The organism is Flavivirga jejuensis, from assembly GCF_030540765.1.
GTDB lineage: Bacteria > Bacteroidota > Bacteroidia > Flavobacteriales > Flavobacteriaceae > Flavivirga > Flavivirga jejuensis.
Genome location: NZ_JAUOEL010000005.1, coordinates 450507 through 470775, shown reverse-complemented (window position 1 = coordinate 470775; position 20269 = coordinate 450507). Strand labels below are relative to the sequence as shown.

24 protein-coding genes and 1 tRNA gene are annotated in these 20269 nt (G+C 31.9%); 5 read left to right on the top strand and 20 right to left on the bottom strand.

What is annotated here, in order from left to right:
• Positions 1-125 precede the first annotated feature (125 nt).
• The 3 genes from pth to Q4Q40_RS16080 all read right to left on the bottom strand — a co-directional run bounded on the left by pth (position 126) and on the right by Q4Q40_RS16080 (position 2470).
• On the bottom strand, positions 126-752 hold the full coding sequence (gene pth, locus Q4Q40_RS16090) for an aminoacyl-tRNA hydrolase (protein WP_303302932.1): 627 nt from the start codon (positions 750-752) through the stop codon (positions 126-128).
• A gap of 77 nt (positions 753-829) precedes the next feature.
• Complete coding sequence (locus Q4Q40_RS16085; RefSeq protein WP_303302931.1) at positions 830-1468, bottom strand: 50S ribosomal protein L25/general stress protein Ctc; 639 nt, start codon at positions 1466-1468, stop codon at positions 830-832.
• A gap of 60 nt (positions 1469-1528) precedes the next feature.
• The gene (locus tag Q4Q40_RS16080; protein WP_303302930.1) at positions 1529-2470 is read right to left on the bottom strand and encodes a ribose-phosphate pyrophosphokinase; all 942 of its coding nucleotides are present in this window, start codon (positions 2468-2470) and stop codon (positions 1529-1531) included.
• A gap of 260 nt (positions 2471-2730) precedes the next feature.
• Here Q4Q40_RS16080 and Q4Q40_RS16075 point away from each other — a divergent pair, with 260 nt between their 5' ends.
• Positions 2731-2922, top strand: a complete 192-nt coding sequence (locus Q4Q40_RS16075; RefSeq protein ID WP_303302929.1) for a GIY-YIG nuclease family protein — start codon at positions 2731-2733, stop codon at positions 2920-2922.
• Between the two features lie 27 nt (positions 2923-2949).
• Positions 2950-3034 (top strand) — tRNA-Leu (locus tag Q4Q40_RS16070).
• A gap of 72 nt (positions 3035-3106) precedes the next feature.
• On the opposite strand, the gene Q4Q40_RS16065 is transcribed toward Q4Q40_RS16070, so the two are convergent.
• Positions 3107-3388: a hypothetical protein gene (locus Q4Q40_RS16065; protein WP_303302928.1), complete on the bottom strand. Its 282-nt coding sequence runs from the start codon at positions 3386-3388 to the stop codon at positions 3107-3109.
• A gap of 4 nt (positions 3389-3392) precedes the next feature.
• Here Q4Q40_RS16065 and Q4Q40_RS16060 point away from each other — a divergent pair, with 4 nt between their 5' ends.
• Positions 3393-4202 carry an endonuclease/exonuclease/phosphatase family protein gene (locus Q4Q40_RS16060; protein WP_303302926.1) on the top strand — a complete coding sequence of 270 codons (810 nt, stop codon included), beginning with the start codon at positions 3393-3395 and terminating at the stop codon, positions 4200-4202.
• A gap of 33 nt (positions 4203-4235) precedes the next feature.
• Here Q4Q40_RS16060 and Q4Q40_RS16055 read toward each other — a convergent pair whose 3' ends face one another.
• From Q4Q40_RS16055 to Q4Q40_RS15995, 13 genes are all read right to left on the bottom strand, one after another.
• A complete protein-coding gene (locus Q4Q40_RS16055; RefSeq protein ID WP_303302925.1) occupies positions 4236-4751 on the bottom strand; it encodes a DUF4236 domain-containing protein in 516 nt (171 codons plus the stop codon).
• Between the two features lie 2 nt (positions 4752-4753).
• The gene (locus tag Q4Q40_RS16050; protein ID WP_303302924.1) at positions 4754-5680 is read right to left on the bottom strand and encodes a hypothetical protein; all 927 of its coding nucleotides are present in this window, start codon (positions 5678-5680) and stop codon (positions 4754-4756) included.
• Between the two features lies 1 nt (position 5681).
• On the bottom strand, positions 5682-6977 hold the full coding sequence (locus Q4Q40_RS16045; RefSeq protein WP_303302923.1) for a coiled-coil domain-containing protein: 1296 nt from the start codon (positions 6975-6977) through the stop codon (positions 5682-5684).
• A gap of 2 nt (positions 6978-6979) precedes the next feature.
• Entirely contained in the window at positions 6980-7387 is a 408-nt protein-coding gene (locus Q4Q40_RS16040) for a hypothetical protein (RefSeq protein WP_303302922.1), read from the bottom strand.
• Between the two features lie 11 nt (positions 7388-7398).
• Positions 7399-7767: a DUF6804 family protein gene (locus Q4Q40_RS16035; protein ID WP_303302921.1), complete on the bottom strand. Its 369-nt coding sequence runs from the start codon at positions 7765-7767 to the stop codon at positions 7399-7401.
• Positions 7768-7776: 9 nt separating this feature from the next.
• Complete coding sequence (locus Q4Q40_RS16030; protein ID WP_303302920.1) at positions 7777-8118, bottom strand: YegP family protein; 342 nt, start codon at positions 8116-8118, stop codon at positions 7777-7779.
• Positions 8119-8251: 133 nt separating this feature from the next.
• A complete protein-coding gene (locus Q4Q40_RS16025; protein WP_303302919.1) occupies positions 8252-8920 on the bottom strand; it encodes a hypothetical protein in 669 nt (222 codons plus the stop codon).
• On the bottom strand, positions 8913-9209 hold the full coding sequence (gene yidD, locus Q4Q40_RS16020) for a membrane protein insertion efficiency factor YidD (RefSeq protein ID WP_303302918.1): 297 nt from the start codon (positions 9207-9209) through the stop codon (positions 8913-8915). The genes Q4Q40_RS16025 and yidD overlap by 8 nt, the downstream gene beginning before the upstream one ends.
• Before the next feature lies 1 nt (position 9210).
• Positions 9211-9441 carry a hypothetical protein gene (locus Q4Q40_RS16015; protein WP_303302917.1) on the bottom strand — a complete coding sequence of 77 codons (231 nt, stop codon included), beginning with the start codon at positions 9439-9441 and terminating at the stop codon, positions 9211-9213.
• Between the two features lie 19 nt (positions 9442-9460).
• On the bottom strand, positions 9461-9688 hold the full coding sequence (locus Q4Q40_RS16010) for a hypothetical protein (RefSeq protein ID WP_303302916.1): 228 nt from the start codon (positions 9686-9688) through the stop codon (positions 9461-9463).
• Between the two features lie 114 nt (positions 9689-9802).
• Complete coding sequence (locus tag Q4Q40_RS16005) at positions 9803-10468, bottom strand: response regulator transcription factor (protein ID WP_303302915.1); 666 nt, start codon at positions 10466-10468, stop codon at positions 9803-9805.
• A 12-nt stretch (positions 10469-10480) separates the two neighbouring features.
• On the bottom strand, positions 10481-12421 hold the full coding sequence (locus Q4Q40_RS16000; protein ID WP_303302914.1) for a tetratricopeptide repeat-containing sensor histidine kinase: 1941 nt from the start codon (positions 12419-12421) through the stop codon (positions 10481-10483).
• 74 nt (positions 12422-12495) lie between these two features.
• Positions 12496-12651, bottom strand: coding sequence for a hypothetical protein (locus Q4Q40_RS15995; protein WP_303302913.1), 156 nt, complete (start codon positions 12649-12651; stop codon positions 12496-12498).
• A 351-nt stretch (positions 12652-13002) separates the two neighbouring features.
• Here Q4Q40_RS15995 and Q4Q40_RS15990 point away from each other — a divergent pair, with 351 nt between their 5' ends.
• A complete protein-coding gene (locus Q4Q40_RS15990) occupies positions 13003-13935 on the top strand; it encodes a hypothetical protein (RefSeq protein WP_303302912.1) in 933 nt (310 codons plus the stop codon).
• Positions 13936-14558: 623 nt separating this feature from the next.
• Here Q4Q40_RS15990 and nagB read toward each other — a convergent pair.
• Together nagB and Q4Q40_RS15980 are read right to left on the bottom strand one after the other, a co-directional pair.
• The gene (gene nagB, locus Q4Q40_RS15985) at positions 14559-16487 is read right to left on the bottom strand and encodes a glucosamine-6-phosphate deaminase (protein ID WP_303301696.1); all 1929 of its coding nucleotides are present in this window, start codon (positions 16485-16487) and stop codon (positions 14559-14561) included.
• Positions 16488-16533: 46 nt separating this feature from the next.
• Positions 16534-17862: a sugar MFS transporter gene (locus tag Q4Q40_RS15980; protein WP_303302911.1), complete on the bottom strand. Its 1329-nt coding sequence runs from the start codon at positions 17860-17862 to the stop codon at positions 16534-16536.
• Positions 17863-18671: 809 nt separating this feature from the next.
• Between Q4Q40_RS15980 and Q4Q40_RS15975 the strand changes: the two genes are divergently transcribed.
• Positions 18672-18839 carry a hypothetical protein gene (locus tag Q4Q40_RS15975; RefSeq protein ID WP_303302910.1) on the top strand — a complete coding sequence of 56 codons (168 nt, stop codon included), beginning with the start codon at positions 18672-18674 and terminating at the stop codon, positions 18837-18839.
• A 272-nt stretch (positions 18840-19111) separates the two neighbouring features.
• Here the strand turns inward: Q4Q40_RS15975 and Q4Q40_RS15970 are convergent, their stop codons facing one another.
• A complete protein-coding gene (locus Q4Q40_RS15970) occupies positions 19112-20215 on the bottom strand; it encodes an SUMF1/EgtB/PvdO family nonheme iron enzyme (RefSeq protein ID WP_303302909.1) in 1104 nt (367 codons plus the stop codon).
• Positions 20216-20269 lie beyond the last annotated feature (54 nt).

The following is a 20269-nucleotide window of genomic DNA, read 5'->3' as shown; positions in this document are numbered from 1 at the left end:
GTTAAGTTTATTTCAAGGTGCTTTCCTAAACGGCAGTCAGGGGTGTCAATCTGTTTAATTTTAGTTTAAGATGATTGGCTTCACTTAGTTCATAATATACTTTTGATTAATCTTTCAAGTCCGTTTTACTTCCCATTAAAAGTATTCATCGTAATATTCATTCCTGCTAAAACAAAAGATTTTATAAGTTCAATCGATTTATCTAAACGCTCTCCAAGCTTGTCTGACTCTTCTTGGCTCCATTCCCCTAAAACATAATCAACCTGCCTACCTTTGCTAAAAGCATCACTAATTCCAAATCTAAAACGATTGTATTTAGTTGTATTTAATTTTTCTTGAGTATCCTTTAATCCATTATGTCCGCCATCACTCCCTTTAGCTTTCAATCGAAGGCTTCCAAAAGGCAGGTTTAAATCATCTGTAATAATTAATAAGTTTTCCAAAGGAATTTTTTCTTTTGTTAACCAATACAATATGGCTTTCCCACTTAAATTCATATAAGTATTTGGCTTTAAAAAAATAAAGGTTCTCCCTTTTAATTTATACGTAGTAATAGCCCCTAGTTTTTGAGTTTCGAACGTTAATGCTTCTTTATTTGCAAAATAGTCTAATATTTTAAATCCTATATTATGGCGTGTATTTGCGTATTTCTCTCCTATATTTCCTAAACCAACTATTAAATATTTTTTCATTACATCTTGTTCTATTATTACTTTTTTTCTCTTAAATAGTTTGAATAAAAACCGATACATACATCTTATCTTTCTGTAAAAATAAAAAAGCATCCTGAATTATTCAGGATGCTTTTAATATTTAGTTAAGAATATGTTTATTCTTGAGCTGCTGGCGCTTCTGCCCCTTCTGCTGCTGGTGCTTCTGCTCCTTCTACTGCTTCTTCATCATCGTCTTCTTCTTCAACCGCTACTCTAGAAGTTCTAACTTGACATACTACTGTATTATCTGTATGCAAGAAAGTATACTTTTCAGTTAATAAATCTGCTACTGTTACTTTATCTCCAATTTTTAAAGGAGTAATGTCTATCTCAATAAAATCTGGCAAGTTTGCTGGAAGTGCTTTAATACGTAATTTTCTGTTGTTTCTTCTTAAAACACCACCGTTTTTAACACCTCTTGAGTTTCCTACAAGTTGAACTGGAATATTTAAAGCAATTTCTTTGTCTTCAAATAACTGATAAAAATCTATGTGTAAAATTTTATCTGTAACTGGGTGAAATTGAATATCCTGAAGTACTGCACCTAAAGTTTCTCCATTATCTAATTTAATCACAACTGTATGCGCATTTGGTGTGTATACAAGTTTAGAGAATGCTAATTCTGCTGCTGCGAAATGAACTGGCTTATCTCCTCCGTATAATACGCAAGGAACCTGACCAGCATTACGTAAGGCTTTTGTCGCTTTTTTGCCTACGCTTTCTCTTTGAGATCCGTTGATTGTAATTGATTTCATTTTCTATTTATATATTAATTAATAATTATTCTTATCTAACACTCCTCTTTTTGGGAGTGATTACATGACAAATTGTGAACTGATAGATTGGTTGTTGTGAACTTTATCCATAACCTCTGCAAATAAATCTGCACAACTTAAAACTTTTATTTTATCACTCTTTTGTGATATAGGGATAGAGTCTGTTACTATTAGTTCTTCTAATTTTGAGCTTTCTAAATTCTTATAAGCTTTTCCTGATAAAATCGGGTGTGTACAAATAGCTCTAACACTTAATGCACCACGTTCCATCATTAAATCTGCTGCTTTTGTTAATGTACCAGCTGTATCAACCATATCATCTACCAATACGACATTTTTTCCAGTAACATCTCCAATCAATTCCATATGCGAAATTATATTCGCCTTAGCACGTTGCTTGTAACAAATAACGACATCGCTCTTTAATGCTTTAGAATAAGCATAAGCTCTTTTAGAACCACCCATATCTGGAGAAGCAATTGTTAAATTGTTTAAATTCAAACTTTTCAAATATGGTAGAAAAATAGTAGATGCAAATAAATGATCTACTGGTTTTTCAAAAAACCCTTGTATTTGATCTGCATGTAAATCCATCGTAATAATACGAGTAGCTCCAGCCGCTTCTAACATTTTAGCAACTAATTTTGCTGCAATTGGTACACGAGGTTTATCTTTTCTATCTTGTCTTGCCCATCCAAAATATGGTAATACCGCAGTAATATGTCTTGCTGAAGCACGCTTTGCTGCGTCTATCATTAATAACATTTCCATCAAATTTTCAGGACCTGGGTTAGTGGAACCAATAATAAAAATTCTAGTTCCACGAATAGACTCTTCATAGGATGGCTGAAACTCTCCATCACTATAGGTAGATGTTATTACTTTACCCAAATCTGCCCCAAACGACTTCGCTATTTTTTCGCCAAGAATCTTACTTTGTGTGCACGCAAAAATTTTAGCTTCGGTATTTATAATTGGCATAGATAACTAGTTGTTTTGCAGCACTAAACTGCACCTTATTTTAAACGAGGTGCAAATTTATACATTTATTTTAACCTAAAGAATATATTGACTGGTATTTTTATGATTAATCCCGAAAAAATATATATTTTTGCTATTCGAAATGCTCAAGTGGCGGAATTGGTAGACCTGTCTGCCGACAGGCAGGCGCGCTTAAATTTTGAAAGATGTATTATGTTTATGCTATTTCAAGCTTGTCAAGGAATTATATTTATGTAGGAATGACAATTAATATTCCTGATAGATTACAAAGACATAATCAAGGTCGTGAGAAAACAACTAGAGCATATCGTCCTTTTAAGCTAGTATATTCTGAAACAATTGATACTAGATTTGAAGCTAGAAAAAGGGAGAAATATTGGAAATCAGGAATTGGAAAAGAAAAGCTCCGTATAATTAGAGATAATTTGTAATTTTGAATTGTCTTTTAGTTTATTAATGCTCAAGTGGCGGAATTGGTAGACGCGCTGGATTCAAAATCCAGTTCTTTCGAGAGTGTGGGTTCGATTCCCACCTTGAGTACCAAAAAAGGCTTCAACAAAAATGTTGAAGCCTTTTGTATTTCACAGGTACAACATAGGTAAAACAAAGTGGTATTTAATTTGTTTGATTATTTCGTATGGTTTCTATGATTTCTGTTTGGTAGCCCATAGCATCTATCGTTATAGTGCAATTATCTATAGAAATACTATTTAGTAATTTTGGGATTGCCTTTATCTCATTCGATTTATCCTCGGTCTTTATTTGACCTAAATACACCCCTTGTTCACTAGCAAGAGCTCTTATTATATGAGGAGAAATAATACAATACTTTTTCGTTTTACGAATTTCTGTAATAAAAGGAGCTTTATTTTTATCTATTTTAGAGCCTAAAACCAAACCGATGCTTAAAAAACTACTCGTAATACCTTTTTTGTTTTTTTCTTTAAATATATTTTCTCAGTCAGAAAGTATTACTTTGATATCATGGAATATACAAGATTTTGGAAAAACTAAAAGTAGTGAGGAATTAGATGAGATTGCAGAAATTGTTAGGTATGTTGATATCATAGCGATACAAGAAGTTGTTGCTGGATATGGTGGAGCTCAAGCTGTTGCTAAACTTACTGATATTTTAAACCGAAAAGGGTATACATGGGATTATGCAATAAGTAACCCAACAAACAGCTCGAAATATGTTACAGAGCGCTACGCCTTTATTTGGAAAAACAAGCATATTAAAATAAAAAACAGAGGCCGGTTAATTACCGAATTGGATGCAGTAATAGACAGGGAACCCTTCCTTTTAGATTTTTATATAAATAAAAAGAAATTCTCCATTGTTAATTTTCATTCTAGGCCTTTTAATAAGAATCCAGAAAGTGAAATTAAAGCTTTAACTACTTTTATAAGTGATTTTATTGGAAGACCATTAATTATAGCTGGAGATTTCAACGTAAATGAAACGAAACCCGTATTTGACGATTTTAAGAATATAGGATTTACTCCTGCTGTTAATAATCAAAAAACAACCTTGAAAAAAGTTTGTAAACAAAATAAATATTTAAATCATTCTATTGATAATATCTTTTCATCCAAAGAAATTGATAAAATAGAAAGTAAGGTTATCGATTTTGTGAAGTTTTGCGAAAACTTAGAAAAAGCGAGAAAATTATCGGATCATTTACCTGTTTTTTTAAAATTTTCTATTTGATAACTTTTTTACTTTTCCATAGAGTTTAATTTCTCATTCGCACTTACACCCTGTTCCAACAATCCATTTACAACAAGGATCTGCCTCACATGGAGATTTGTTTTTTCCCGAGCAACCACAGTTAGATGTCGTAGCGCAATTTTTCACACTATTTCCAGGTTCTTCACAGGCAATACCATCGTTATCCCTGTCTAAATCGTTTCGGCATTCTGGATCTGCTTCATAAGCTGCTTGAGCAGAAGCTTGAGAGGTATAATCTGCACAATTGGTATCTCTACAAGGGCTAGGACTGTTAACATTTTCGCTGGAAGAACAAGAAAATATTAGGACAAGAAGTATCCAAGGAATCAAAGCAAATATGCATCCTGCGTTTTTAGCTTTAGAGAAATTTTTACGATAAGATATACCAGGGATTCCTGTACGAATGGAATAACCTTTTGTGCTTATACTTCCTCGTTTTGTTCTGTAACTTGGAGTAATACTAGATTTACTAATGTTTATACCAAAGTTTTTGCCTAGTTTTACTCTTTTATTGAATCTAAATGACATAGTTATTTGTTTAGAATAAAATTGAAAATGATCTTTTCTATATTAGACGGTAAGTCTGAATTTTTAATTTTTGGTTTTTTTACTCCCATAGATTTAAGCCAATTATACCAATAGGCTTCAATAATATCTTGAGCATAGGGATGTTTTGAATTTTGATTTTCAATACCAATAACGAGTACTTCTAAATCATTTAAACCGTTATTAGCAGGGATAAAACCCATATTACGTTTTTCCATGATTTCTTTCCAATTGGGTGTATTTAGTCCCAGTTTTGACAGGTGTCGAGGAGTTAAGTAGGATGTCTGGTTTTTATCATTTCTTAAGGATTTTTTGTGGTACATATAACCATCGGTAAGGATAACCAATATGTTTCTGCGACAACTTTCTATACAATAATCCTTTACATGGTCTTTAAAAAAACGCCAAGTGTCCGAACCAGGGTAACCTCTTTTTTTAGATGATGATCTTGCTAGGTTATAAATTAAAGATGGATTGTTTTCATAAAGATGAATCGTTTTAGGTATCCATTCTTTTTTAGAAACTCCTTTGACATATGAAATTTTTAACTGATCTGATATTTGATTTATTTTACGGTCTGTAGGGGTTGGTTCAAAAAAAACCTCCATTTTATCATAAAGCAACCCTAGTTTTTTGCTTTTAATATGAATGTTGAATGCTTTTGCTAAAGATAGAATATAAGCTGAATCTTTAACTTGTTGGTTTGGTAAGTCAATTCTATCGGAAAGATCTAAGAGAATACTAATATTTAGGTTTTCTTGCTTTCGCTTCATCAAAAAATCAGAGCAATCATTTTTAGTTTGTGTTTTTTGGTATTTATCAGAGATATGGTCTTTAGACTTTTCTTTTTTATCATGGGCACATGACATAAAGAAAAACAATAAGCAACTAGTAAAGACTACTTTTTTCATTTTACAAGGTTTTTGTGAATACGGTGTTTTGATAGTCTTTTCGAACGCCTACAGCATCAAGATGAAGTTTATTTACATCGATACAAGCTGTAATCAAGTTGTCCTTTTCTGACTTTGCAATTGGTAATTGTTCTCCTATAAAAGTTAACCAGCCCTGTAAATATTCAGAGGCATATAACTTGTATTCTGCAGTTGGAATAATAGTACCGTCTATAATACTTTGTAACTCCTGAATTCTACCATTTGCGGCCGAAATTTTTTCTTTTATAGTTCTAATCAGAGACTTTAATTCATCTATTTTGACTGTATTGTCGTGTATTTGTTCTTGATGAATTTCAATTTGTTCATAACGTTTACGAATCGCATTTTTTACTTTGTCTTTTTCTTTATTCTCTTCCATTACAAAATCGAAAATAAAGCCCCAAATAAGGTAGGCTATAAACCCTAAAAAGATAATTAACCAGAACTCTTGACTCTGCATAGCTTCAGAGAACCCAAATGAGGCATTTTCATCGACCACGTTTAGTTCCCATAGTTTTTTCTCCACAAAAAAGGCAAGTAAAACATCAAAAGCTAAGGTTGCTAAAACGACACCAGCAAGTTTAAAATAGGATATTAGTTTTTTCTTCTGATAAAACATATGGATGAGGTATCCTAGCCCTATAAAAATAAATGGAGCAAATATAACAGTTGCTAAGGCTTGAAATCCATCTTCTGCGGCTAATAAAATGGCATTGGGTACATACCACCGCAGATCGTCATAAGTAAATTGTTTTTCCATGGCAGAATAAACAACAGAAGCGTAAAACATAAATAGATAGACGGTTATGGGGATTAAGACAATGAGGCCAATCCAAAATTTAGCAGAGGCACCTTTTTTTGCAGGAACTCCATATACTTCAGGGTTTAAGGGCAGGTCTGTCATCTCAAACCTTAATTCTTTTATACTGTCTTTTATGTCTTGATTCTTATCTTCTTTTTGTTTAATATTTTCATTTGCATTATCAATGGCTACTTGAAATCCTTTAATTTCTGACTCTTTAGCACGTTGTTCTTGAAAATAAGGTCGTTTTAATTCTTCTTGCTTATGATTCAATTCTTTTTCCTCATTCTCGAATTTAGCATATACAGCATCCAAACAAATACCAAGTGTTTGGGAATTCCCCATGTTTCTGGAACTATGACGAAATCCTGTTTCGTGATATGTTCGTTTTCTTACTTCTTGTGAAACCTCCTCATCGTTTGTTTTTGATAAGGGTTCTTTAGGCTTTAATTGTATTAAGTTTTTGAATCCCATAATTAGTTTTTTAGTTCAATTAAAATGTCTTGCTTGTTTTTATTGGCCTTAACTGCATCTATGAGATGGTTTGCTAATGGTTTTATGTTTTCATCTATAAATCCAAAAAGTTTTATATATTTTTCTAAAGCCATTTGTTCGTCTTCAGTTACAACGCCGTCTGCCCATATCATAATAGCAAAATCACATAAGAATATGAGTTTCTCATTAATATCTTCAGGAATAAGATTATTGGTGTCTAGCGGATGTAATAAGATCTCATCCAAATACTCTTTAGAAACCCCACGTTCTTCTGCAAATTCGTATAACATTTTAATTTCTAAAGTGCTAAATTCACCGTCAGAAAGTGCAATTTGATATAATCTTAAAAAATGACTTTTTAGAACTGCTGATATTTTTGTTTTTTCCATAATAAGTTAATTTAAAGGATTCGATCACGTTGGTATTTTTTCTCCTCTTTTTTTTGAATTATGACCTTTTCTATTTTGGGTTTATTTATAATAATTTCTATAAGAAATAGTAGACCAGTTATTATATCCAGAGGCATCCATAAAACTTTTTTATAGAGGTAAATGGGGAAAATAGGATTGAATAAGATGGCAACAATCAGAAATAACAATACCCAATAGGTAGTTATATTTTTAATAATGACTAAAACAGCACCAATAGAAACGACTGTGCGTAGTAGCCAGTAATATTCTCTTGGTGCTTTTAGTACTGCCATAAAAAGTAGTATTGCACAAATAATAGATGTAATCCGTACTGTATTATGGAAAGTTTTAGTGCTCATTTGAGATTTTTAAGCAATGGTTAAATCATAAGTTTCTGCAATAGGCGCATTTGTCTTTACTGATGCAATGCCATGATCTCTGGCTTGTGTAGAATTATACATTTCGCTTTTACCTATAGTTTCTCCATTTGTGGCTTTTAGAACAAAAAAGCATTTGCCATTTGTAGCAACCTTTCTTTCATAATTACTATCTTCTGGTGCATGCACTTTTACCGAAGTAATACCTGATTTACAACTTTGCTTTGAGGCATACATTTGACTCGTCAAAATAACTTCTCCATTTCCTGCTTTTAGGTTAAAATAGAATTTGTCGTTAGTGCTATTTTCAATTTCGAATTTTGGTTGTCCCATTATTATATGTTTAAATTATTAATACGTCAAATCTAAACCCACTAGAAGACAAATCCTTACAGATATCTGTAAAGCAAAAAAGAATGATATACATCATCCTTTTTTGCTTTCATATTAATTTTTTAAGATTAGGTTAAATACTATCCCATATAAGGGTAATTTCATCACATGCATAATTTATAATTTTCCTTCTTCTTTTAAAAGATTTTGGAGCGTAATAGATGGAACGATTAAATACATCTATACTTAAACAAAAATCAAGATGAGAAACCTCTTTTTTAGAATTTATCACAACTTTTTCTTCAATAGCTTTATGAATTAGAGTAGAAACATTTTTTTGCATTTCTTCAGTTAACTTATTATGCTTAGATATGTGGATTTTTATACCACCAATAACCTTTTTCTTTCTATAAACTCCATCTATAATTAGTTCAGGGTTTACATTTATTTGAAGTTTACTTTCTACTAGGTTAATTTTTTTCTTTGGTTTTGATATCTTAAAATCTAAGAGATGTTCTGGAAATTTTATCTCTAAAAAAGATTCTAAGGCTTCTATCGAAGTTTTTCTATCATTTTTCTCAAAATCTGTAGAGCATGTTTTTCTTCTTAATTTGTCAATTGCGTTATCAATTATATCAACATCATAACCTGATTTAATATAATTTATCATTGCCTCTTTTGCCGCTTTATACCTAGTAATCATAAATTCAACAGGCTCTTTTTGATCTTCGATTATTCTTCTGCGCCTTAATGCATCTGACCCTAAATATTCTGATAATTTATTAACGGATATTTTATTCATTTAAATTTATTTTTATTAATCTTTTCGCAATATCTTTTTCATCAATAATTTGATGATTGGGTAATATCATTTGAAATTTATTATCGATTGGGTTTTTAAAAATCTCAAATCCATGCCTGCAGTTTTCGTATCGAAACCTAAAAGCTTTTAGTCCTCTCCATAAACCGTTTTCTGAAGTTTCTTTAAAAACATAGTTAGAACAGGATTTTCTAAATATGCACTTTTTCCGTTTTGATTTTGGGATTATAAGCCAATAGGCTTTAATTATTATTAAAAGAATAATTTTCATTTTATTTTTGAAAAACGATCATTTGTCTTGTTGTTGTATATCCTGGTTTAGCTCCTAAACCAAAACATCCAGAATCAGGGTTTACAAAAGTTGATACGCTCTCTAAGCGAATATATTTCCAACCTTTACTTATATTGTCATTAATAATTGTCTCTAATTGTTCTGCAACATCACTAGATTTCCCTTTGTTTTGTTCTATTGATGCTATAAAAGGTATTACTTTGTATTCCATAATTATAAAATTTGATGTATTAACTAATCTTTCTTGAATATTTAAATTTTGTGTAAGTATTTATGTAGCCATTTAATCCTTTTCCTTTAATTGCTAAAGATTTCATTGTTTCAATATGATTATTCCCAGCACTTTCATAGGTATATTCATAAATTGAATTTGTAGAAAATGTTATAGTTATTCTATCGCTTCCTATTTCGTAAGAATACACCCCTGATCCTCCGTTTAAATTTCCGTATCTAGACATTATTTTAAGTTTTAAATTAATACTACTACAAAGCTAAGTTCATAAAACAACACCCCCTTACAGATATGTGTAAGGGGGTGAAATTATTAAAATGAAAATGTTTAATTTACATATCTAAATCAATCCATCTCTGGTAAGTATAGCAATAAGCTGTGTAGAATTTTTGGCACCAAAATCATCAAATAATTTACTTACTCTTTTATCGATAGTACTTTCGCTATTTGGTGTGATATTATTTTGTTTAAATTTTTCTGCAATTTCTTTTTTACTTAAACCATTTGCTAATTCTGTTAAAATTGAGATGTCGAACTCATCCAATTCTATGATATGTTGGTTTGAAGCCATATTTATTTGTGGAGATAAGTAGATGTTATTCTGGTAAACCTCAAGTATAGCAGTTGTTAATTCATTTAAACTATGCCGCCCTTTACAAACATAACCATCAATGTGTTGTTCTTTAAAAAGAGACTTTACTTTTGATGGGTTCTCTTCCATAGAATTTACAATAATTTTTATGGACGGCTGTATGGCTTTTACAGCCTTTATAAGGTCTACACCCGAGGTTAGTTTTCGGTCTATATGATTCTCTTTAAATAAAAGGTCAGTAATCAATAATTCAAAAGGCGCTCCATTAGCTTGCGCTACTTTAACTCTGTTAAAGGCTTTGTCACAGTAGAGTTCTTCTTGTAATTCATGGATATTCAGTTTATTTGATAATGCACTCACAATACCAGCATTTGTATCTTGAAAATCTTCTGCAATCAAAACTTTTTTAAACATAATAGAAGCTTTTTAATTTGGGGTTTTAATTTCGGCTTTAAACCCTTTTCCTTTATCAGTTTCAAATATAATTGTTCCTCCAATAGCTTGAATACGCTTTTCTGTATTCCGAAGTCCGTTTTTATTGCGCATGGCCATTTTTGAAGCACCTTTACCGTTATCTGAATAATTAATCTGTAAGCCATCGAATAATGTCTTAAACGCAATTTTGACTGCTGTAGCATTACTGTGTTTTAACATGTTTAGCATTAATTCTCTCAAGACTTTATACAAAACGATTTTAGATAAATCATTTATGGTAGACCAGTCTATAGATTTACTTCCAGTAGTATACAATTTAATCTGTGTTGAAGTATATAGACTAAGCATGTCAAAGAGTTCGTTTTTATAGTTAACGCCAGTTTCAACTTCGTTTATTTCTCTCGAAAAATCGCGACTTTGATGATAAAGTTCATCTAGTGTATCAAGCAATTTAGACTTGTCTGAATCATTTTGAACCAGAAGCATAGAATGGTTTATTTTGGCACCAAAATCGTCATGTAGTTTTCTAGATAATTCAGCTTCTGTACTATATATAGTTTCTAGTTTTTCTAATTCATTTTGTTGTTTTAAAATCTTTGCACGTCTTTTAAAAAAATAAATAGCAAAAGCTATAGTTATACAGGCAAGTATAAAAGCAGACAAATAAATTATTTTGGTCTGACGCTCTTTCGTATATGCCAAATCTTTCTCTGCTTTTTCTTTTTGCAAGCGTAGAATAGATTCTTGTTTTTGCTTGTCATCATATTTATACTTGGCGAACTGCGTTTTTACTTTTAGTTCTTGAGCATAAAGACTGTCTTGTAATATGGTATAACGATCACGTAGCTCTACATTTTTGGGATAGAGTTTTATTAAAAATTTAACGACATCCTTTTCGGCTTTTGGCATTTTTAAATCTTTTGATAAACGAATAACAGAATCAAAATATGCTGAAGCTTTCATTCTATTGTTCTTAGAATAAAATTCTCCTAAATGGGTGTAACTGGCTATTTGTCCGCGCTTATCATTGTTTTTTATTCTTATGTTTAGTGCTTCTAAGAGAGTTTTTTCTGTTTCATTTTGACCAGAAAGCCATTTGACATAAGCTAAATTGTCTATTATTCTTGCGTATTTTTTTTCATTATTTAATACTACCGAATCTTTAACGATACTTTCTAGAATTGAAATAGCGCTTTTATATTGTTTATTATCTGTGTATGTCGCTGCTAAATTGTTTTTATAGGCTAGTTTGTCTTTTTTAGATAATATGATTTTTATAGCTTTTTTATAGAAATTTATGGCATCATTATAATTAAGAAGTTTTCTGTGATTAGTAGCTAAAGTATTATATGATGAAGCTATGTGTTTGATGTCTTTTTTTGGGTGTAAATATTGTAAAGCTTCAGTTATAGTTTCCTTGCTTCCAAAAAAATCGCTTTGGTTTTGTTGTATAAGGCTCATACTTATTAGCCGTTTTCCAACTTGGCTACTATCATTAATATTTAAAAAGTGAGTTTTAGATATGTTATAATGATAAAAGGAACTATCTGAAAGATTAGTTATTTCGTCGTAGTAATACCCTAATAAATAATTTGATTTTCCTAAATAAGATTGATTGTTAATTCTTTTTGCATATTTTCTTAAATTTTTACTGTATAGAAAAAGACTATCATATTCTTTTGAAGATAGGTGTATGACTCCTTTTAAATATAGTATTTTCAGGAATAAGGTATCTCTTCCTCCTTTTTTAACTAAACTAAAAGATTTATTAATAGCTTCATATCTTTCTTGCAGGGAGTTGTTTTTGTTTTTGGCAATTTTATAATAATCATTAATATCTGTATTACCATTATCAATGGTTTTTGAATTTATTTTAGTATTATCACAACATAAAAATAAAAAGACAATAGAAAATATTAAAATTTTACTCATCGTAATAAATTTTCTATAAATCTAATAAAAAAAGACTGTCTTTTTGAGACAGTCTTTTTCATAATTAAAAATTGTTAATCATCTTCAGGAGATGGTTTTACTTGCTCATCATCCCCTTCTGTAGCATGAGTATCATAAAGATCATCCGTTTCAGAAATAGATTCACCTGTGCAAGAAAATAAAGACGTACTTAAAACTAGTGCCATTAAGGCTATGGTTACTTTTTTCATAATTTAAAAATTTTGGAATTAAACAAAGGAGTGGCTGTCTGGGATTTTCCCAGATTTGTTTTTGTTAATCAACCACTCGTGAGTGTTTGGAGTACTCCGTTGTTTTTTTGAGAAGTAAAATTGTAATGCAGTAGTTTGTAACTACTTCTCAATGCGTTAATTACTAACCACATTACAGATTTTCGTAACAACTAGTTTTGTACATTTGTTATGTTAGCAATGCATAACAAGAACCAGCCGATAGGGCAAAATTACTTGAGATTAAAAGCAGTCGCTATAGATGATTCCAGATATTCCAATAGTTCTTAAGAATTCCATGAGAATTCCAATAATTCTAACCAAATCATTGAAATGAAGACATCTGAAACTTATAAAAAGGAGATATTAGAAAAGTACAATAGAGATAAAGGAGGAGAAATGAGTGGTTATTTAGCAGAGCCTACTCGAAAAAAAATTAGAGAAGCATGCTTATGGTTGTTAAATAGAAGAAAAGAAAAAAACGATGAATATATTTTAAATCAGTTTTTTCAATTTAAAGAAGGAGAAAATAAAGAATCCCATATAAAAAAGTTAAAAGGGTATAAAGCAGATAAATTTGTTCCTGTTATACAATACCTAAAAGGAATTACTCGTGATACTAGTTCTGAAAATTTAGAATTGATAAGTTGGCTGATTGATTTTCAGCCTAGACCATTACAGGTATATCGAAAATCTGAAAATTTAATCTCTGAAGAAAAGTCTAATACTAGAAATGGGGAAGAAAGTGTTGATATACTAAGTATAGAAGATCTAAATAAAGAAAACGAAGAGGTAAAATCTGGGAAAGAAGACCTGAATACAAAAGAAAAGAAACGTAAATGGATTATAACTTTTTCAATTAGTATTGCTCTTACAGTAATTCTTATGGTTGCGAAAAGTGGAATGTTTGATGAATCAATAGTACAAACAGAAAATAAATGTATGGTATGGGTGAAAAATCAGTACGAAAAAGTCTCTTGTAACTTAACTTTACATAAAAAATACAGTACAAAAATTGAACCTTACGATTCTAAATTAATTGCAAATTTTAAGAAGGTAGAAGTGACTATGAAGACAGATTTCTTTGCAGAAGGAACCAATAAGCCTTTAATATGGTATACTAAAAATAAAGATGGTAAAATAGAATATTTTACGAGTCCTGGTCTTCACCCTATTACTGGTAAAACACTTGATGAAATAACGCCGTATATCATCCAAAAATATGTGCCTCTACATTCTGGAAATATAAATTCTTTTGCTGATTGAGCTAGTTTTTTAAGATTGTATCTTTGTGTTAAATCTTAACACAAATGAGTGATTAAAATTATTGTAGACACTGTGATTTTTTGAATATATGAGCCTTTTAAAGACATCAACCTTATATAAATATCAATAAGTCTGTTGCCTAATATTTCTTTAGCTTTTCTTTGGTTTTTAACATAGGTGGAGTTGGAACAAAATTGGCAAAAAAAAGGAAAGAATATTTAAATCAAATGCAGTGATTTGCATTTAAATGGAGGTAAATTATGTTAAAATTTTTATGAAAAGAGGCGAATTCTGTGTCAGTGAATTTTTCACCCTCTGAAAACGTCTATAAACCTTCATAATTTCAAATTTCAGCTAGTTTCACCTTGATTACTAAAAAGGCTTCAACAAAAATGTTGAAGCCTTTTTTAGTATCAAATATAATTTTAAGAATCAAGTGATAATTATGCATAAATTAGGATTAAACCTAAATAGGTAAAAATAATATCTCTGACTTCCCTAAACTGGGTTCTCGACTCTTTTTTTAAAATAGATTTTAGTTAGAGGACTACAGTGATGCTAAATAACTACAAAAAACACCACTTAGTAGTCCCAACTAAACAAACTAAACTAAAAACAATTTTTTAATATTCCCACCTCACAAAGGCTTCCATAGCGGCGTAGTGAGACAAGCCTAATTCATGGTATAAATGGGCTGTTTCTCTGTTTCTGTCTTCTGCTCGCTGCCAAAACTCTCTGCTATCTGTTCCCTGGAATACCACACCATCTTTTTGAGATTGATGCTTGAAAATACCTTTTCGTTTTTCTAATACTTGGTCAGGCCCCATAGGAACAGCCATTTCAATCTCATCAATGCCCCATTCTTGCCATGCTCCTCTGTACAACCAAACCCAACAGTCTTTCATAAACTTTTTAGGTTTTAGTTGTTTTACGGCTTCAAAAACGGCATCTAAGCATACTTTGTGTGTCCCATGGGGGTCTGCCAAATCACCAGCTGCATATATTTGATGTGGTTTGATTTGCTCAATAAGATTCATCGTTATTTCGATATCTTCTTCACCTAAAGGCTTTTTCTCTATAGCTCCTGTTTCATAAAATGGCAGTTCCATAAAATGAATCTGGGCATCTGGAATACCAATAAAATAAGAGGTAGATTGGGCTTCTCCTTTTCTAATTAATCCTTTGATATAGCGAACTTCTGGAATATCTATTTCGCTGGCTTTTTTGTTTTTAAGAAATGTTTCTGCTTTTTTGTAGATCGTTTCTGCTTCTGCGCTTTCTATTCCAAATTTGGCATTATAATCGCATACAAAACTAGCGAAACGCAAGGCTTCATCATCTGCTACGGCTATGTTTCCTGAGGTTTGGTATCCTATGTGTACTTCGTGTCCTTGTTCATGTAAGCGTTTAAATGTACCTCCCATACTTATGATATCATCATCTGGGTGCGGACTAAAAATAAGCACGCGTTTTTTTGCGGGTTCGGCACGCTCTGGGCGTTTAGCATCATCGGCATTGGGCTTACCTCCTGGCCATCCTGTTATCGTATTTTGTAGTTTGTTGAATATTTTTATGTTTATATCGTAAGCTGGGCCTGAATCTGCCAATAAATCACTCATACCGTTTTCTATATAATCGGCATCGGTGAGCATTAGAATAGGTTTTTTTAAATGAAGTGCTAAGCCTAATACTGCTTTTCTTATAAGTTTGTCTGTCCAGGTAATTTTTTCGACTAACCAAGGTGTATTTATACGGGTTAGTTTTGAGGATGCTTCTTTGTCTAATACAAAGGTGGCGTTATTATGTTCTTGTAAAAACGAGGCGGGTACCAGGTTGGTTACGGTGCCTTCAACGGATTCTTTTGTTATATGGGATTTGCTTTCGCCCCAAGCCATAAGGATTACTCTTTTGGCTTCCATAATCTTTTTGACTCCCAAAGTAATGGCTGTTCTTGGGGTATTGTTTAAGCCTGAAAAATCACCACTGGCAGCAACTCTGGTTATATGGTCTAACGCTACTAATCGGGTTTTTGAGTTTTGTAAGGAGCCTGATTCGTTAAATCCTATATGACCATTGCCTCCAATACCTAATATTTGTAAATCGATACCGCCGTAAGCTTCTATTTTTGATTCGTATTGGCTGCAATATTCTGAAATAGCATCTTTGGATAAGGTGCCATCTGGAATATGGTAATTCTCTGGTAATATATCTACGTGGTTAAAGAGTAATTCTTTCATAAAACGCACATAACTATTTATAGAATCGGGTTCCATAGGATAGTATTCATCTAGATTGAAGGCTATCACATTTTTAAAACTCAATCCTTCTTCTTTATGTAAGCGTACTAATTCGGCATATAAACCTTTAGGGGAGGAGCCTGTGGCTAAACCTAATATACAGGGTTGTTTTTGGGCTTGTTTTACCTTTATTAAATCTGCTATTTCTTTAGCTACTGCTTTGGAAGCGCTAGTGGAGTTTTCAAAAACAATGGTTCCTACGTTTTCAAACCTTTTTTCAAAATCTGTAGATTTGTCTATACTACTCTGTAACATGGCGTTTTTGTTTATTTCTTAATTATAGATAGTTTCTTTTATTTATTTATTTTCTTGTCCAACTTTTATACTTATGTCCTCGTATTGCAAAAAACAAGATCAATGCATAGCAAGGAATTAATATCCAATAACTATGGGTAGAGGCTGTTGCTAAGGCATCTACTTCGTTGATACCACTAGTTATAAGGGCTTCTTTATTGTCATCTACCATTCTACCATATAATGGTGGGATTATCGCGCCTCCTGAGATAGCCATAATTAATAAGGCGGAGCCTGTTTTTGTGAACTTGCCTAATCCTTTCAGGGTTAATGGCCATACTGCTGGCCAAACCAAAGCATTGGAAATTCCCAGTGCTGCCACAAATAAAATGGAGGTAAACCCTGTGGTACATAGGATGCAAATGCTATAGATGACTCCTAAGGTGGCACTGATTTTAAGTGCGGTGCCTTGCGTTAAGTATTTGGGGATTAAAATAACACCTAGCCCATAGGTGCATACCATGGCTAATAATGTGAGGGTTGTAAAAAACTTAGCATCTGTAGCAGGAAAGCCTAATGAAATACCGTATGCGATAATAGTATCGCCTGCTATAACTTCTGCTCCTACATAAACGAATAGGGTTAGTACGCCCAACCATAAATGGGGGAATTGAAAAATACTGGTTTTTGTAGTCGTGCCATCTTTTGTGTCTTCTACTTCGGCGGCTTCTACATGAGGTAATGGGGCTTTTCTAATTAATACTCCTAATATAAATAAAATGATAGCCATCACTAGATAGGGTGTAAAAACACTATCTGCCATCGTATCTAAAAGATGGCCTTTTTCTTCTATTGAGGCACTACTTAGTTTATCTTTTACTTCGTCTATTCCTGATAATAATAAGGCTCCAAATATTAAAGAGCCTAAAGCTCCTGCTACTTTGTTTGCTATGCCCATAATAGCAATACGTTTGGCGCCACTTTCTATGGGTCCTAAAATGGTTATGTATGGGTTTGCTGCTGTTTGCAATATGGTCATACCGATGCCTTGAATAAAAATACCTGATAAAAATACCCAGTAGGTTCTTGCTTCGGCTGCAGGGATAAAAACTAAAGCTCCAATGCCCATAATTATTAAGCCTAAAGACATGCCTTTTTTATAGCCTATTTTATTTAAAATATAGGAAGCTGGCAGGGCCATCACTACAAATGAGATATAGGAAGCCGAGGCTACCAAATATGATTGGGCATCGGTTAACTCATTAATGGTTTTCATAAAGGGGATTAGTGCTCCATTTATCCAGGTGACAAATCCGAAAATGAAAAATAAGCCTGCTATTATTAGTATGGGTGTTAAATTATTCTTCGGTGATGCTATATTTTGTGATGCTGTCATAAAAGGTTGATTTATAAGATGATTTTTTAAATTAAATAGCGCTTTACCTAGCTTATAGTACTAACTATATTTTAATGATTACCTCTACTTCTCTTTTAAGATTTTATAATAATATTTCATTATGAAATTAAAAGGTCTGTAGTAAAGAATTGTCCAAAAAATCAAACGTTCTGTATAAACTAAATTTGGTTGTCCATCGTTTCATAAACTTGTTAGTTAAATAGTTATTGAATTCGTTTTAACTTTCTGAAATACACTGCAATGTGTAGAGCTAAATAATTCTTTATTTCATGTTTTCATTAGATTTTGGTCGATAAAATTATTATTTCTTTAAGGTTTTAATAAAGAATTTCGACCAACAACTTCGATGCTTCGACTAATAATTCCAATGACTGATTTTTTGATTTTTCAGAAATAAATACGATTAAAAAATATTTATGCCAGATAAACAGCAATATTGGTAAGTAATTATTTATTGAAGGATAACCCGTATTCTTATTTTTTTGGAGTAAGAAATACTTTTTTAAGAATAAGGTCTAACAATTCTTTGGGATGGACTTCCAATGCTTTAACTAGAGTGAGCTGTTTACACCACCTTTTTATTACATTAATGCTTTCTTTAGAAACGCTATATCTTGCGGCTAATGCATCATTTATGGAAATAAAGTATTTATTATTTTAGTCTTATTAATGCGGATATAGACAATTGTCTATACACATTATGTGTTAGTCGTTACACGGGTTACCATTATAACACAAAAGGTTTACCAAACGTAACACCTAAGCTAAACTCGTGGACATTATCAAAAATGGATGATATCAAAGAAAAATCTAAATTTGACAACATGATTTATGTAGTTATTAATAATAAAACGGAATTTTTAGGAGCAGGTACTGCAATTGAAACTTTAAAAATTGTTAAAGGTAGTTTACCTAATAATATAACACCAGCAATAAAAGGAACAACAGAAGGTTGATAACTAACGCCAACGTGTATTATTAAACAAATAAAATGCTTCCCTTTGCTAGCATTGACGTTTTTTATAAACACTTAATTTATAATCGTCTATCATTCAGAGCACAGCAAAGAATCTTTAGAGATTAATTATAAAGATTCTTCAGTCGTACCTCCTTCTGAATGACACCCCAATTACGTCATTTCATCCGCTTGCTAAAATTTTAGCAGATGTCTCTGGATGACAAAGTTTATCGCTTTTTAGACTTTTTAAATTTACTTATAGTTATCTTTCTATTTTTCAAGTAACTTATCTGGGCTTACTACGGTTCGGAAACCAACATGTTCTGCCGAAGAGTCTAAGCTTGTACCCATTCTCGAAGATATTCTATAACTCGCACAATACGAATCACTACATAAAAAAGAACCGCCTTTTATTACTTTTTCTTGTATATAGGGATTATTAGGGTTGTATCCTTTACTAGCTCCTTTTGGATTTATAGTAGGCGTATTTGTCTTTGCAAGCGTTTCATAGTAGTTTATATCATACCAATCGGCTGTAAACTCCCAAACATTACCTGCCATATCATAAAGACCAAAATCGTTTGGGGGATACGATTTTACAATAGCTGTTCTTTCAAAACCGTCTTCTAAAGTATTGTTTACAGGAAATTCCCCTTCCCAGCTGTTAGCTCTTTGCGACAACTGAGACCTATCATCTCCCCATAAATAAGTCACATTATCCCTATTGCCTCTAGCAGCATATTCCCATTCTGCTTCTGTTGGTAAACGCCTACCAACCCATTTGCAATAAGCCAGAGCATCCTCATAACTAACATGCACAACTGGATGATTTTCTTTACCTTCTAAATTACTTTTAGGATCACTAGGGTGTTTCCAATTAACACCAATAGCCCATTGCCACCATTGCGAAAAATCATATAAATTAGGCACCGAAGATTTTGTTTTTTTAAACAATAGAGATCCTGGTTGTAATATACTATCATGAGGTTTTAAGGTGCCTTCGGGAAGTTGTTTTTTCATTTCCTCCCAATCAATTTCTCGTTCTGCAACCGTAATATATTCCGTTTCTTCAACAAACTTTAAAAATTGTGCATTCGTTACTTCTGTTATATCCATAAAGAACCCATCTACAGTTACAGCATGTTGTGGCTTTTCATGATTCATAGCCATTTTGTCTTGTGGAACCGCTCCTTGTAAAAAAGATCCTGAAGGAATCCACACCATACCTTCTGGGGGATTATTAATAATGCTATCATTTACCTGATTTGTAAATGCTTCTTCAGTTTTAGCATCTGTTTCGGTTTTTTGTTTCTTACATCCAAAAAAAACTAAAATACTAATGATTGCAATACATGTAACCGTTCTATTCTTCATCAAAATCATTTTTTAAAAAGTAACTTATTCACACAAAAGTATCTATTAATTATT